Origin of the sequence: Streptomyces phaeolivaceus (assembly GCF_009184865.1) — a bacterium.
GTDB classification, from domain to species: domain Bacteria; phylum Actinomycetota; class Actinomycetes; order Streptomycetales; family Streptomycetaceae; genus Streptomyces; species Streptomyces phaeolivaceus.
This window is the reverse complement of sequence record NZ_CP045096.1, coordinates 8,546,299-8,560,596: the sequence shown is the minus strand read 5'-3', so window position 1 is coordinate 8,560,596 and position 14,298 is coordinate 8,546,299. Positions and strand designations below refer to the sequence as shown.

The window sequence follows — 14,298 nt, the reverse complement described above, 5'->3', positions numbered from 1 at the left end:
ACTTCCGCCGTTCAGTTCCGCCGTTTACTTCCGCGTAACGGAATTCAACGTTCTGTTGAAGGAGTTTTCCCGCCTCCCTCCGCCCCGTCAAGGGCACCCTCACACTGGATGTTTTCACGAGACGGAATCAGAATTCCACTGAGCAGAACGTAGTGACGTACAAGCGAGTAGTCAATGAACTGCCCGGTAGGCTGCGATCTCGCCCGCCATCCCGAAAGGACCGCGCCCCGTGCCGACGTCCAGCGCCAGCGCCCACACGGCCGACTCCCCGAAGTCGCCCTCCGGTGGTGTCCAGTCCCTAGAGCGCGCCTTCGATCTGCTGGAGCGGATGGCGGACGCCGGCGGCGAGGTGGGCCTCAGCGAGCTGTCCGCGAGCAGCGGGCTGCCGCTGCCGACCATCCACCGGCTGATGCGGACGCTGGTCGTCTGCGGCTACGTACGCCAGCAGCCCAACCGGCGGTACGCCCTCGGCCCGCGTCTGATCCGTCTCGGCGAGTCCGCGTCCCGGCTGCTCGGCACCTGGGCGCGGCCGTATCTCGCGCGCCTCGTCGAGGAGACCGGCGAGACGGCGAACATGGCGCTCCTCGACGGCGACGAGATCGTCTACGTCGCCCAGGTGCCGTCCAAGCACTCCATGCGGATGTTCACCGAGGTGGGCCGCCGGGTGCTGCCGCACTCCACCGGGGTCGGCAAGGCCCTGCTCGCCGACTTCCCGGCCGACGAGGTCCGCGCGCTGCTGGCCCGTACGGGCATGCCGGCCGCGACCGACAAGACGATCACCACACCCGAGGGCTTCCTGACCGCGCTGGAGGAGGTCCGCCGGCTCGGCTACGCCGTCGACGACAACGAACAGGAGATCGGCGTGCGCTGCCTCGCCGTCTCCGTCCCCGACTCCCCCACCGCCGCGGCGATCTCCATCTCCGGCCCGGCGGGGCGCGTCACCGAGAGCGCGACGAAGCGGATCGTGCCGGTGCTTCAGCAGGTGGCGGTCGAGCTTTCGGAGGCGCTGGCGAGTTCGGGGGCGGGGGGCTGAGGTCAGGGGGTCGCGTTGTCGGGTGCGGGTGAGTGGGGCTTCTCGCGCGGTTCCCCGCGCCCCTTGAAGGCCTACGGCCCCTTCGGGCCGAAAAAGCAGGGGCGCAGCCCCGCTTTTCAGGGGCGCGGGGAACCCGCGCGAGAAGCCCCACCGGGCCCGCGGACAGGGACGGTCAGCGGCGAGGCGGCTCCCCGAACAGCTCCACCGCCGTACGAACCTCCGCCAGCCCCCGGGCCAACGCGCTCACCGACCCGATCGACCCGGCGATCAACAGCAGCGAACGACGTAACCGCGGCACCTCCGGCATCCCGGTGACCGCCATCGCGGCAAGCGCCGCCAACTCGTCCTCCGCGATCCCCCGGTCGGGGAACTCGGCCGGATGCGCGGCCAGTTCACGCCGCAGCCGGGACACGGCCGACCGCAGCCCCGCCACCCTCGGATCCTCGTCACTGCCGGTCACTGACCTCTGCCCCAAGCTCCGCAACACAGCCCTCTCCCCCCTCGCCCACTCCCTCGTACGCGAGTCATGACCGCACGCCCGAGCACGGCCGACCACCCCGTGGCGTCGGTCGGGCGCCGGGAGTGGCGCGGGCCAGTAAACGCCAATCAGTGTGGCGAGCGCCACTACGGGGACCGAAATTCAGTCCCCGGGCATCACAAAGCCGGCCCCCGGTCCGTCCGGCTTCACGCGACACCCGCGCCGGGTGCGGTATGCGTCGGGTATGCAAGGGAACATGACGCACCATGAGGCCCGGAAACCAACCCGGAGCGAGGTCGCCGGACTGCTGCTGGCGGCCGGCGGCGGGCGGCGTCTCGGCGGCCGGCCCAAGGCCCTGCTGACCCATCACGGCCGCCCCCTGGTCGAACACGCGGTCGCGGTGCTCCGGGCGGGCGGCTGCGCCCGGATCCACGTGGTCCTGGGCGCCGGGGCCGCGACCGTACGCGCCCGCGCCGAGCTGTCCGGCTGCGTGCTGGTCGACAACCCGGACTGGGCCGAGGGCATGGGCTCGTCGCTGCGGGCCGGCCTGGAGTCGCTGGCCGGAACGGGCGCCGAAGCCGCCCTGGTCTCCCTGGTCGACCAGCCCGGCATCGGCCCGGAGGCGGTGGCCCGCGTCCTCGCCGTATACGAACCGACCCCACCGGCCGCGGCGCTCGCCGCAGCCGCCTACGACGGCGTACGCGGCCACCCCGTCCTCTTCGGTGCCGACCACTGGGCCGGGATCGCCGCGACCGCGACCGGCGACCGAGGGGCGCGGGCCTATCTGAAGGCCCACGGCGACGCGATCACGCTCGTCGAGTGCGGGGACGTGGCGCGGCCGTACGACATCGACACCGAGGCCGACCTCGTCCACCTTGATCGACCCGAAGAATCTCGACATCAACAAAACATTGAACTTCCACCATGAGGAAACTAGTATCCATTGAACAGAAGCCCCGCCGAAGGAAGTGACCGCTCATGTCCGCACCAGCGCCGTCCCCGCTGGCCATCGTCGACGCCGAGCCCCTGCCCCGCCAGGACGAGGTCCTGACCGACGCCGCCCTCGCCTTCGTGTACGAGCTGCACCGCCGGTTCACGCCCCGGCGTGACGAGCTGCTGGCGCGCCGCGCGGAGCGCCGTGCCGAGATCGCCCGCACCTCCACGCTCGACTTCCTCCCGGAGACCGCCGCGATCCGCGCCGACGACTCCTGGAAGGTGGCGCCCTCCCCCGCCGCGCTGAACGACCGCCGCGTCGAGATCACCGGTCCCACCGACCGCAAGATGACGATCAACGCCCTCAACTCGGGCGCGCGGATCTGGCTCGCGGACTTCGAGGACGCCTCCGCGCCGACCTGGGAGAACGTGGTCCTCGGCCAGGTGAACATGGCCGACGCGTACACCCGGAACATCGACTTCACCGACGAGCGCACCGGCAAGTCGTACGCCCTGCGCCCGAACGAGGAGCTGGCGACGGTCGTCATGCGCCCGCGCGGCTGGCATCTCGACGAGCGCCACCTCGTCGACGCCGACGGCCGTGCCGTCCCCGGCGCGCTCGTCGACTTCGGCCTGTACTTCTTCCACAACGCCCAGCGGCTGCTCGACCTCGGCAAGGGCCCGTACTTCTACCTCCCGAAGACGGAGTCCCACCTGGAGGCCCGGCTCTGGAACGAGGTCTTCGTCTTCGCGCAGGACCATGTCGGCGTCCCGCAGGGCTCCGTCCGCGCGACCGTCCTGATCGAGACGATCACGGCCGCGTACGAGATGGAGGAGATCCTCTACGAACTCCGCGACCACGCCTCGGGGTTGAACGCGGGCCGCTGGGACTACCTGTTCTCCATCGTGAAGAACTTCCGTGACGGCGGGCAGAAGTTCGTCCTCCCGGACCGCAACGCGGTCACGATGACGGCCCCGTTCATGCGGGCGTACACCGAACTCCTCGTCCGCACCTGCCACAAGCGGGGCGCGCACGCGATCGGCGGTATGGCCGCGTTCATCCCGTCGCGGCGCGACGAGGAGGTCAACAAGGTCGCCTTCGAGAAGGTCAAGGCCGACAAGGACCGTGAGGCGAACGACGGTTTCGACGGGTCGTGGGTGGCCCACCCGGACCTGGTGCCGATCGCGATGGCGTCCTTCGACGCGGTCCTCGGCGACAGGCCGAACCAGAAGGACCGTCTCCGCGAGGACGTCGACGTCAAGGCCGCCGACCTGATCGCCGTCGACTCGCTGGACGCGAAGCCCACGTACCCGGGTCTCGTCAACGCCGTCCAGGTCGGCATCCGTTACATCGAGGCCTGGCTGCGCGGCCTCGGCGCCGTCGCCATCTTCAATCTGATGGAGGACGCGGCCACCGCCGAGATCTCCCGCTCCCAGATCTGGCAGTGGATCAACGCGGGCGTCGAGTTCGAGAACGGCGAGAAGGCCACGCCCGAGCTGGCCCGCGAGGTCGCCGCCGAGGAACTCGCCGCCGTCCGCGCCGAGATCGGCGAGGAGGCCTTCGCCGCCGGCCACTGGCAGCAGGCCCACGACCTCCTCCTCCAGGTCGCCCTCGACGAGGACTACGCCGACTTCCTGACCCTCCCGGCGTACGAGCGGCTCAAGGGCTGAGCCGCCGCCCTACTCCGCCGCGGCGCTCCTGTCCGAGTGGCCCAGGGGCTTCCCCGGGGCCACTCGGTCGCGTACGGCCCGCTTGACGGCCGTGGGCTCGGGGAAGCCCTGCTCCTTGCGGTCCCAGACCACCTCGTCGTCGACCCGGACGACGAAGACACCGCCGGTACCGGGCTTGAGCGAGAGTTCGCCCAGCTCCGTCTCGAACGTGGTGAGCAGCTCCTGTGCCAGCCAGGCCGCGCGCGGCAGCCAGCGGCACTGGGTGCAGTACTCGATCTGTACGACGGGACTCATCCGAGGTGTACCGACCAATCCTGTTCCGCGGCCGGCTTGCCGTGCAGATCGGGGACCCGCTTCAGCCAGTTCGGCCTGCCCTGCTGTGTCCTCGCCGCCCGGAGAGCCTCCTCGGCGGCGAGTTCCTCCCGGGTGGGGAAGTCGGTGGGGAGCCAGGCGGCGGTGGCCCGTACGCGCGCGTGGAGGTATTCCACGTACGCCGCACGCGCCCGGTCCGGTGTCCCGGAGTCCGTGAGCCAGGCGTCGGGGACCTCGGCGACGATCCGCCGCAGCAGTTCCTCCGTCACCCTCGGCGCGAGTTCGGCGTCGGCCGCGCGGACGTCGGGGGCGTAGTGGCCGAGGGCGTGGTGGCGGAAGTCGTACGCCTTGGCCGGGTCCGAGGTGTCCCAGCGGTGGTGGAAGACGAGGGCCGCGCCGTGGTCGATCAGCCAGAGCCGCGGGGGCGCGATGCCGAGCGTGGGCCAGATCATGAGGTTCGAACTGTGCACGGTGCGGTCGACGTTGACGGTGAGGGCGTCGAGCCAGATGATCCGGCCGGCTTCGAGGGAGTCCACCCGGAACTCCTTCGCGACCTCCGGGGTGAAGTCCTTCGCGCCCGGTAGATAGTCCATGCCGAGGTTGAGACCGGCGCTGGCGCCGTGCAGTTCCCGCACCTCCTGGTGGGGCTCGCTCTCGGCGATCGCCGGGTCGAAGTGCGCGAGGACCAGCTCGGGGAACCGCAGACCGAGCGCCCGCGCCAGCTCGCCGACGATCACCTCTGCGACCAGCGCCTTGCGCCCCTGCGCCGAGCCCGTGAACTTCACGACGTACGTCCCGAGGTCGTCGGCCTCGACGATGCCCGGTACGGAGCCGCCCGCCCGGAGGGGTTCGACATAGCGGGTCGCGGTGACTTCCCTCAGCATGTCCTCAGCATTCCCACCAGCCCACTCGCCTCGTCGGCCGCCTCGTCGGCACCCCGGGGCCTGTCGTCGAATTCCCGTCGTCGCCCGAAGGGCGGCCTCGCGGCGTCCGGTGCGTGCTCTCGGCGTGCCGGGCGAAAGTCCGCGTACTGGACGTACTCGGGCTTTCGCCCGGTGCGGCGAGAGTGCGTGCCGGGCGTCGCGAGGCAGACGGGAATTCGACGACAGGCCCTACGGAGCATAGTCCCGGCGCGCCTTCGGCACATGTGGATAGTGGCCGGGTGGCCGGGCTGCCTCCGTGGCTGCCCTTCCGGCCGTTGTGCCGCCGCCCGTCCCCTTGAGAGCCTGGGAATCTTATGCCCGAGCCCGAGGAGTGACGATGCGTGCGCAAGAGGAGCGTCCGGGCGAGGCCGCTGCCGGGCGGCGCCGGCCGGTGGTCGCCGGAGGTCCGGTCGGCCCCGCCGTCACGGGGGCGTTCTCCGCCGGGTGGACGGCCGAGGCGATGGCCGCCCTCCAGAGCACCGCGGGCAATGCCGCGGTGCAGCGTGCGCTGGCCCAGGAACGCCACGAGCACGGGGCGGGGTGCGGCCACCCGGAGTCGGCGCCCGTGCAGCGCTCCGCCGTCGCGGATGTCCTGAAGAGCGCCGGCCGGCCGCTGGCCGCCGACGTACGGGCGGACATGGAGCAGCGGCTCGGCGCGGACTTCTCCGATGTGCGTCTGCACACCGACGGCGTGGCCCAGCGGTCCGCCACCGAGATCGGCGCCCGCGCCTACACCTCGGGCAGCCATGTGGTCGTCGGCCCCGGCGGCGCCGACAAGCACACCCTGGCGCACGAGTTGACCCATGTCGTCCAGCAGCGCAGCGGCCCGGTCGCCGGTACCGACAACGGTGCGGGACTGCGGGTGTCGGACCCCTCCGACCGGTTCGAGCGGGAGGCGGAGGACAACGCCCGCCGGGTGATGAGCGGCCCCGCCCCGCAGAGCGCTCCTGCGGGCACCGACGCGCCGCCCGCGCCGGGCGGCGGGGCCTCCGGTTCGGAACTCCCCGTGCAGCGGGCCTTCTCGGGCGACCTGAACGGCTACGACACCCCCGGGGCGGTCGCGAGGCTCAAGGAGCTGTTCCCGGGGTCGAACCCCCGGTGGACCAAGGTCGACACGGCGCGCAGAGGCCCGGAGGACTACACCACCTTCGACGCCCTCGCGACGGTGGCGTGCGCCCAGCCGCCGCAGCAGGCGTCCGGGACGACGTCGGCTTCGCAGCCGACCTCGGCCTCGACCTCGGCCTCGACCTCCGCCTCGGGAGCCGTTCCGACGCCCGCCACCCCGGCTGTCGTCCCTGCCGTCACGACTCCTCCCGTCACTACTCCTGCCGTCACCGCCCCGGTCGTCACCGCCCCGGTCGTCCCCTCGCGGCCGGTCCCGAGGCCCAAACCGGCCGGACTCACCGCGACCAACCGCCCGTCGACCTCGGCGGGCAGCCGCCCGTCGACCTCGGCGACCAGCCGCCCGTCGACCTCCGCGGCACCCCGGCGGTCGACCTCCACGGCTCCCTGGCAGGCCCCGGGCGCCCACACCACCGCGCCTCCGGCGCCGGTCGAGGCGGGAGCACCTCCGGTACCGGTCGAGGCGGGCGAGGCGGCGGACAAGGAGATCTCGGTGGAGGCGTTCGCGGCGAACTCCGCGGAGGCCCGGAACGGACTGCGGGAGGAACGGTCCACTCCCGGCGACCACCTGCGCCGGAACGCCGCGAGCCGACTGAACAGAGCGGTGTTCGAGGAGATGGCCGCATCCGTGAAGAGCGGCAACGGCGGACACCTCCTGCCGCTCTTCATCGACCAGCTCTACAGCTGCCTGCAGTGGACCGGCCGGGCCCCCATCGCCGTCTTCACCCATGAGGCCCAGGGCAGGGGCGATCTGATGCTGGGTGTCAAGACCGCCGACGCGCTGCGCGAAAGCTTCCCACGGACCGAGGCCAACAAGGACGACATCGTTCTGCTGACCGCCATGGCGGCGCACGACAGGCAGCCCGGGGTCTTCAAGGACTCCGCCCACCCGTTCGCGAGGCTCGGCGGCAGCAAAGCCGTCCCTGACGCCCCGCGACTCGACCCCGCCGGGGCGCCCACCCATGTGGTCGTGGCGCCGCAGCTGAGCGCCACCAGGAACTTCCAGCGGAGCGTCGGTCAGTGGGGAAGCAAGGTCTCCTCGATGACCGAGTACTCCAAGAGGGAGGACCTCACGTCGGGTGCCCCGGGCATCGGTCGCACCACCGGGCTCGGTGCGGACGAGGTCGGCATCACCTTCGACGCCGGTCTGCGCGACTACAAGCAGGAGCAGGACGCCCTCCCGGACGAGGCGGCCAAGCGGGCGGCCCGGCTGGAGCACGTCCACGCGCTCAGGTCCAAGCAGATGCTGACCGCGCTCTTCCCGGAGGAGCAGGAGGAGACCGCGAGAGACTTCGCCGCCGCCGCTTCCTCCCGGCTGTATTTCGCCTACTCCTACAGGAGTTCGGTGCGATTCGCGCTCACCGTGGCCGAGATCGAGAGCGGCGGGAGCGGTGATGTGCACGTCGTCCAGTCCACGGCCAAGCAGAAGCCGACGGAACTGACCCCCGCCATGAAGAACGACCTCGCGGCACTCGGGGTGGCCAAGGTCCGCTTGGTGACGGTCAACACCAAGGCGAACACCACGGAGACCTCGGTCCAGGAGACCGGCGGGGGCGGCAAGACGATGCACTGGATCACCGCCGACCGGGTACCGCACGAGGACATGCTGACGCTGATCAGGGCGAGCGAGCCGATCGTGATGACGACCGGCAACCAGAGCACCTCCGAGGCACTGTCGGCGGGCAAGACGATCATGTACGAGAGCATCGGCATGGATCAGAGCAAGGCCTTCCGGAACTCGCTGTACAGCGGCGCCGGGGTCCGCCGGCGGGACGCCGACAGCATCGCCGCCGTCAGCCGCGACTACGACGCCCCCGGGACCCCCGCTCCCGGGCAGCCCGAGTTCAAGGCAGCGGCGGCGGCCCTTCAGAACATGCAGAAGGACGACAAGATGGGTGCCTACAGCGACAAGGCCTCCGCCACCAAGGACCTCGGCCGCTGGATCGGCGGGCAGCATCTGCGCGACTTCCTGATGCAGACCCCGTTCCGTGGCGAGTTGGAGGAGGAAGAGCGGAAGGTCACCGCGAACTCCCAGAGTCCCGACGCCTATCAGAACCTCGTCACCCACCTGCGGACACTCCCGGGCAGGCGGTAGCGGCCACCGGGCCGCACCCCGCGGCGCTACTCCGTCCTGCCCCGCCCTCGCCGGATCGGGTTGGGCAGGGGCAGATAGCGGGCGTCGGCTCCGTCCGCGCCCGTCCAGCGGAGCAGCAGGTTCGTCTTGCCGGGGAGGGTCGGCGAGTCGGGCAGGTCGACGGCCTCGGGCACGTCCGGGTGGCGGGCCAGTTCGTGTCGTACGGCGGGCCAGGGGTCGAGGCCCGGGTGGTGTTCGGCCAGGGCCGCCGCGATCTCCAGGAGGTTGTTGACGAAGAGGCAGTACACCAGCCGTTCCCAGCCCGCCTCGCGGGTCATGTCCGGGAGGAGCTTCACGCCCTCGGCGTCGCGGTACACGGCCCGTACGGGTGTGCCGGAGGGGTCGCAGGCGATGACGGTGTTCTGGAGATGCGCCTCCAGGACGACGCCGTGGCCGTGGAAGGCGGCGAGGGCCGGGGGGACGACCGCCCTCAGATACCCCTCCCACCAGGCCTCGGGATCGGTGGCGTCGGCCAGCGGGTTGCCCGGGAACGCCTCGGTGCCCTCGGTGAGCGCGGCGGCGAGGAAAGGGGTGGTGCCGGGGGGCACATGGCCGAACAGACCGTCGCGGACCAGTACCGCCAGTTCCTCGAAGGCGAAGTCGGCGGTGCGGTAGCCCCGGTCGCTCAGCCAGGCGCCCGGCAGTGCGGCGAAGGCCTCGGTGACCGCCCGGTCCGTACGACGCAGCTTGAGCAGGTCGTGGCGCCACAGGCGGCGGATGTCGTTGGTGATCCGCACGTCCAGGCTGAACTTGAGGAAGAGGTCGGATACGGCCGGCGCGCCCCCGGACTCCGTTCCGGACTCCGCCCCGGGCGCGCTGCCGGGCAGGTACACCGTGCGGATCGCCGCCGTCGGCCAGACGTCACCGTCGGTGCGGCCCAGCCGTACGAGGCGGCCGTCGGCGAAGGCCTCCGTCAACGTGTCGCCGAGCAGGTCGAGTTGCCAGGGGTGGGCGGGCAGCAGCCGGTAGCCGGGCGGGGCCGGGGCCAGCGCGTCCAGGGCGGTGGTGTCGCCCTCCTCGACCACCGTGTCCGCACGGACCCCGAGGAGGGTCAGCGGGAAGTGGGCGTACACCTCGGGCGCGTACGGCAGCCAGCCGGCGGCCGGGCCGCCGCCCCGGGCCTTGGGGGCGGGGTGGAAGGGGTGCCCGGTGATCAGGGACTGTTCGGAACGCCGGTACGGGTCCCCGGGCGCCGGGGTCCGGTCGCGCGCGGTGAGGACGGCGGCCACGGCCTCGCGGCTGTCGAGCATCTCGGCGGGCAGTTCGGGGTTGGACAGGCCGGTGAGGGCGCGGAGTTCCTCGGTGGTGAGCTTGACGAGTTCGGTGTGGGTGAGGGGCTGCCAGGCGTCCGCCGTGCGCACCTCGGGGTGGGTGGGGCGGCGGGTGCCGCGTACGCGCAGCAGCCGGCCGCTCGCCCTGAGCCGGTGCGCTCCGGGCGCGTCCGGCCCGACCGGTTCCGCCACCTCCCGCAGGAGACAGTTCAGCAGCGGCGCGGCGGCGCGGGCGTCGGCGGCGGCGCCGATGTCGTCGCGGGGCGGGGTGGCGTCCACTGGGTCCACTCGGTCCACGGGGTCCATTCGTTTCCTACGGTCGATCCCTAGGTCGTTCCCTACGGTGCGCTCCCTACGGTGCGTTCGTGATCAGTATGTCCGTCCGGTATGCGTCGCGGTGGAGGTGGGCGGGCAGTGGTCGTACGCCGACGTCGATAGCAGTCGCAGGTTCCGATGCGGGTTCCGTACCCGCCCGACACCGTCCCCGCACCCGAGGAGCCCGTCCGTGGACCGTCACCCGTTGTCCGACGCCGACGCCGAGGCGGCGCTCGGCGCCGAGCTGGGCGCCGTACGACCCGATCTGACGCAGCCGTACACGACCGCGCTGCCCGGCGCTCGGGCGGCCGTGCTGTCCCGGCTGTGGCGGGGCCTGGTGCATGAGCCGCTGCCCTGGGTGACGCGCCGGGACGCGGGCGGCGACGGGGTCACGCTGCACCTCGCCGACGGCCGCAGGCTGCACGGCCCGGCCGTGGACCCGTACGGCACCGCCGCGCGGGTCGGGGAGGTCTGGTGCGACGGGCGGGCGTACGACCGTCCGGGGCGGCTCATGACCGCCCTGACCGTGCCGCACGGTGCCGCCTTCGCCGCCGAACTCGACCACAGCGTGGCCTCGTTGGCGCTGTCGCGGGCCGGTCGGCCGGCGACCGCCGTGGCCCCGGCGACCAGTTGGGAGTGGGAGCAGGCGATCGTCGACGGGCATCCGTTCCACCCCAACTGCCGTTCCCGGCCCGGGTTCTCGGCGTGCGACCAGCTCGCCTACGGGCCGGAGCACCGGCAGGTGGTGCGGCTGGGGCTGGCGCCGGTGGAGGAGGCGCTGGTCGTCGGGGAGTGGCCGGAGCGGTTCCGGGACGGGGGGCGGGTGCTGGTCCCGGTGCATCCGTGGCAGGCGGCCCATGTCCTCAAGTGCCCTCTGGGGGAGGTGATCGAGGCGCATCCGCTGATGTCGCTGCGCACGCTCGCCCTCGCGGACGGCGGGCCGCACGTCAAGACCGCGCTGAGCGCCCGGCTGACCTCCTCCGTGCGGGACATCTCGGTCTACTCGATCGAGACCTCGGGGATCGTCTCGGACTTCATGGCGGAGGTCGCCGCCCGCACCGACGGGCTGCTGCACGTGACCCGGACGCTCGGCGCGGTCACCGCCGGTTCGCCCGATCTGGCGGCGGTGCTGCGGGAGTCGCCGGAGACGTACGCGGACACGGCGACCGGTGAACGGGTCCTGCCGGTGGCGGCGCTGGCGACGACCGAGCTGCCCCGGTCGCCGTCCTGGCTGGCGGACTTCACCCGACTCGCGCTCACGGTCTCCCTCCGGCTGCTCGACCTGGGCGTGGCCCTGGAGGCGCACGGCCAGAACCTCCTGGTGGTGCTGTCCCCGTCGGGTGCCCCCCGCCGTCTCGTCTACCGCGACCTCGCGGACATCCGGGTCAGCCCCGCCCGGCTCGCCCGGCACGGCGTTCCGGCCCCGGCCATGTCCGGCCGCATCATCACGGACGACGAGACGACCCTGCGCCGCAAGCTGTTCGGGGCCCTGATCACGGGCACGCTCGGCGCGACGGCCGGTTCGACGCCCGTGCTGCGCGAGGCGCTCGCCACCGCCGTACGGGATCTGCCGCGCACCGCCGATCTGGGCACGCTGCTGGAGGGGCCCGTACCGACGAAGGCGTTGACGCTGATGCGCCTTTCGCCGGAGCGGCCCGGCGACATCTGGGCGGAGGTACCGACGCCGCTGCGGTGAACGGATCGTCAACAGGTGGTCTCGTTTTGAAGGGTGGCCCTCCGGATCAATAGGATCCGCCGATGATCACAAGACAACGGCTGGCAGCAGGGGTGTTCGTCCTGCTCGCCGTCCTGACGGCCGGGATCGCGGTCCCGACCACGGCCGTCGCCGACGAGACCACGGCCCTCGCGCCCAAGGTCAACCTCCTGCTGGACGTGAGCGGTTCGATGCGGGCCAAGGACATCGACGGGCAGTCCCGGATGGCCGCGGCGAAGCAGGCGTTCAACGAGGTGTTGGACGCCACGCCCGAGGAGGTCCAGCTCGGCATCCGTACGCTCGGCGCGAACTACCCGGGGGACGACCGGAAGACGGGCTGCAAGGACACCGCGCAGCTCTACCCGGTGGGGCCGCTGGACCGCACCGAGGCGAAGGCGGCGGTGGCGACGCTGGCGCCGACCGGCTGGACCCCGATCGGCCCGGCGCTGCTGAAGGCGGCCGACGATCTGGAGGGCGGCGAGGGCACCAAGCGGATCGTGCTGATCAGCGACGGCGAGGACACCTGCGCCCCGCTGGACCCGTGCGAGGTGGCCCGGGAGATCGCGGCGAAGGGCATCGGTCTGACCATCGACACGCTCGGTCTGGTCCCGAACGCCAAGATGCGGCTCCAGCTGAGCTGTATCGCCGAGGCGACCGGCGGTTCGTACACGTCGATCGAGCACCGTGACGAACTCACCGACCGTGTCAACCAGTTGGTCGACCGGGCCGCCGATCCGGTGGTCGTGCCGAAGGCCGTCGAGGGCGCGGAGACCTGCGCCGAGGCGCGCACGATCGAGTCCGGTCTGTACACCGACCGCGAGGAGTTCGGTCAACAGCGCTGGTACCGCGTGGAGGTGAAGCCGGGTCAGGAGCTGCGGGCCTCGGTGAGCGTCGCCGCCGACCGTGACATCAACCCGGACTACGGGGTGCTGCTGCGCGCGGTGACCACGAAGAACCGCGAGATCGTACGCGGCGAGGCGGCCGGCAACGGCCGTACGGACGTCATCTCGACCGGCTTGCGCTACCCGAAGGCGGAGGTCGAGGACGAGGACGACTCCGGGGGTTCCTCGGACGAGGACGCCGCCGAGACCGTGTGTCTGCAGGTGACCCACTCCTACTCACCGGCGAGCGGGGTGAAGACCACGCCCGGTCTGCCGCTGGAGATCACCGTGGACGTCGTGGAGGGCCCCGACCGGTCCGCCGACGTGGCCTCCTTCGGCCTCGGCCGCGGCTGGTGGCTGCTCGGTGTGCTGGTGCTCGTCGGATTCCTGGCGGGTGCGCTGTGGGGCTGGCTGTCACGCTGGCGGCTCGCGGTCTGGAGGACCAACTGATGCGGATCACACGTGTGTCGATCGCGGCCCTGCTGATGCTGGGCCTGGCCGTGGCCCCGGCCGTGGCCGACTCCACCCCGTCCGCGAGCGCGTCTTCGGAGGACGGTGACGCGCCCACCGAGGCGGGCACCTCCTTCCGTACGGCCACGGAGTTCGAGCAGGGCCAGAAGGCGACGGCGAGCGCCTCGACGGGCGACTACCTGTACTGGTCGTTCCCGGCCGACGCGGGCCGGCGACCCACCGTGCGGGCGAGCGTCGAACTGCCCGAGGGGGCGCAGTCCGCGTCGACGTGGCAGCTCGACGTGTACGACGGGCTGCGGCGCCGCCAGGCCTGCCAGTACGGCGCGCAGACCCGGACCGCCGCGGCGGGGGCGGCCTCCGTCGAGCTGTCCTGCACGCTGCGTACGGTGCGGGCCTGGTCGGAGCAGTGGGCCGATGATCCGCTGCCGGGCACGTACTACGTCCGGCTGACCACGACCCGGCTGGCCACGGGCGATCTGGGGCTGCCGGTCAGCACGTCGGTCGAGGTCGACTCCAAGGACATCGGCGGTTCCGCGGCGGTCGACGGGGCGCTGGCGCAGCCGTTGGTGCCGGGGGTCGCCGTCACGTCCGGGCAGGACGAGGAGGGTGAGGATTCCTCCACCGAGGCGGTCCTCTCCTCCCTCGAACCCGACGACGGGTGGGCGTCCGGCTGGTGGAGCGATCGGTGGGTGTGGACGGCGCTCGGTGCGGTGTTCGCCGCGCTGGCCGGGATCGGGGGGTACTCCCTGACCCGGGGGTCGGGACGGCCGGCCCGGGTGCCACCGCCGGGCGTGTGACCACCGCGCGTCCTCACCAAGGCCCGCCGAACCTTGCCGGTTCGGTGGGCCTTGTGTCTGGGGTGGGGGCGGGTGGGGCGCGTTGTCGGGTGCGGGTGAGTGGGGCTTCTCGCGCAGTTCCCCGCGCCCCTACAGGACACGGTCCTGGCGGGCCGTGAAAAAAGCAGGGCGCAGCCCGCTCTTTTCAGGGGCGCGGGGAACTGCGCGACCAGCCCCCACCGGACCCGCACCCGACAACGCGCC

General features: G+C 72.1%; 10 protein-coding genes and 1 pseudogene. 7 read left to right on the top strand and 4 right to left on the bottom strand.

Translation table 11 applies throughout. The features are described 5' to 3' along the window. The first annotated feature begins 229 nt into the window (after positions 1 to 229). Complete coding sequence (locus F9278_RS39110) at positions 230 to 1,033, top strand: IclR family transcriptional regulator (RefSeq protein ID WP_152172524.1); 804 nt, start codon at positions 230 to 232, stop codon at positions 1,031 to 1,033. Positions 1,034 to 1,205: 172 nt separating this feature from the next. On the opposite strand, the gene F9278_RS39105 is transcribed toward F9278_RS39110, so the two are convergent. Further along, positions 1,206 to 1,520: a DUF5955 family protein gene (locus tag F9278_RS39105; RefSeq protein WP_152172523.1), complete on the bottom strand. Its 315-nt coding sequence runs from the start codon at positions 1,518 to 1,520 to the stop codon at positions 1,206 to 1,208. Positions 1,521 to 1,767: 247 nt separating this feature from the next. Here F9278_RS39105 and F9278_RS39100 point away from each other — a divergent pair, with 247 nt between their 5' ends. Further along, on the top strand, positions 1,768 to 2,439 hold the full coding sequence (locus F9278_RS39100) for a nucleotidyltransferase family protein (RefSeq protein WP_152172522.1): 672 nt from the start codon (positions 1,768 to 1,770) through the stop codon (positions 2,437 to 2,439). Positions 2,440 to 2,489: 50 nt separating this feature from the next. Further along, a complete protein-coding gene (gene aceB, locus F9278_RS39095; RefSeq protein WP_152172521.1) occupies positions 2,490 to 4,115 on the top strand; it encodes a malate synthase A in 1,626 nt (541 codons plus the stop codon). A 9-nt stretch (positions 4,116 to 4,124) separates the two neighbouring features. On the opposite strand, the gene F9278_RS39090 is transcribed toward aceB, so the two are convergent. Then, complete coding sequence (locus F9278_RS39090; RefSeq protein ID WP_152172520.1) at positions 4,125 to 4,409, bottom strand: SelT/SelW/SelH family protein; 285 nt, start codon at positions 4,407 to 4,409, stop codon at positions 4,125 to 4,127. Beyond that, positions 4,406 to 5,311: a HipA family kinase gene (locus F9278_RS39085; RefSeq protein WP_152172519.1), complete on the bottom strand. Its 906-nt coding sequence runs from the start codon at positions 5,309 to 5,311 to the stop codon at positions 4,406 to 4,408. The genes F9278_RS39090 and F9278_RS39085 overlap by 4 nt, the downstream gene beginning before the upstream one ends. A 376-nt stretch (positions 5,312 to 5,687) precedes the next feature. Between F9278_RS39085 and F9278_RS49095 the strand changes: the two are divergent. After that, positions 5,688 to 6,332 (top strand): annotated as a pseudogene (locus F9278_RS49095) (eCIS core domain-containing protein); the annotation flags it as partial. Between the two features lie 2,261 nt (positions 6,333 to 8,593). On the opposite strand, the gene F9278_RS39070 reads toward F9278_RS49095, so the two are convergent. Then, on the bottom strand, positions 8,594 to 10,183 hold the full coding sequence (locus tag F9278_RS39070) for an IucA/IucC family protein (protein WP_152172518.1): 1,590 nt from the start codon (positions 10,181 to 10,183) through the stop codon (positions 8,594 to 8,596). 199 nt (positions 10,184 to 10,382) lie between these two features. Here F9278_RS39070 and F9278_RS39065 point away from each other — a divergent pair, with 199 nt between their 5' ends. The 3 genes from F9278_RS39065 (at position 10,383) to F9278_RS39055 (ending at position 14,055) form a co-directional block, all read left to right on the top strand. Next, a complete protein-coding gene (locus F9278_RS39065) occupies positions 10,383 to 11,888 on the top strand; it encodes an IucA/IucC family protein (RefSeq protein ID WP_152172517.1) in 1,506 nt (501 codons plus the stop codon). 62 nt (positions 11,889 to 11,950) lie between these two features. Continuing rightward, positions 11,951 to 13,237 (top strand): VWA domain-containing protein, encoded by a 1,287-nt coding sequence (locus tag F9278_RS39060; protein ID WP_152172516.1) that lies wholly within the window; start codon positions 11,951 to 11,953, stop codon positions 13,235 to 13,237. Beyond that, positions 13,237 to 14,055: a hypothetical protein gene (locus F9278_RS39055; protein ID WP_152172515.1), complete on the top strand. Its 819-nt coding sequence runs from the start codon at positions 13,237 to 13,239 to the stop codon at positions 14,053 to 14,055. The genes F9278_RS39060 and F9278_RS39055 overlap by 1 nt, the downstream gene beginning before the upstream one ends. Positions 14,056 to 14,298 lie beyond the last annotated feature (243 nt).

Coding starts and splice junctions, on each gene's coding strand:
- F9278_RS39055 (WP_152172515.1), top strand. CDS start 13,237: ATGCGGATCACACGTGTGTCGATCGCGGCCCTGCTGATGCTGGGCCTG.
- F9278_RS39070 (WP_152172518.1), bottom strand. CDS start 10,183: ATGGACCCCGTGGACCGAGTGGACCCAGTGGACGCCACCCCGCCCCGC.
- F9278_RS39085 (WP_152172519.1), bottom strand. CDS start 5,311: ATGCTGAGGGAAGTCACCGCGACCCGCTATGTCGAACCCCTCCGGGCG.
- F9278_RS39090 (WP_152172520.1), bottom strand. CDS start 4,409: ATGAGTCCCGTCGTACAGATCGAGTACTGCACCCAGTGCCGCTGGCTG.
- F9278_RS39060 (WP_152172516.1), top strand. CDS start 11,951: ATGATCACAAGACAACGGCTGGCAGCAGGGGTGTTCGTCCTGCTCGCC.
- F9278_RS39100 (WP_152172522.1), top strand. CDS start 1,768: ATGACGCACCATGAGGCCCGGAAACCAACCCGGAGCGAGGTCGCCGGA.
- aceB (WP_152172521.1), top strand. CDS start 2,490: ATGTCCGCACCAGCGCCGTCCCCGCTGGCCATCGTCGACGCCGAGCCC.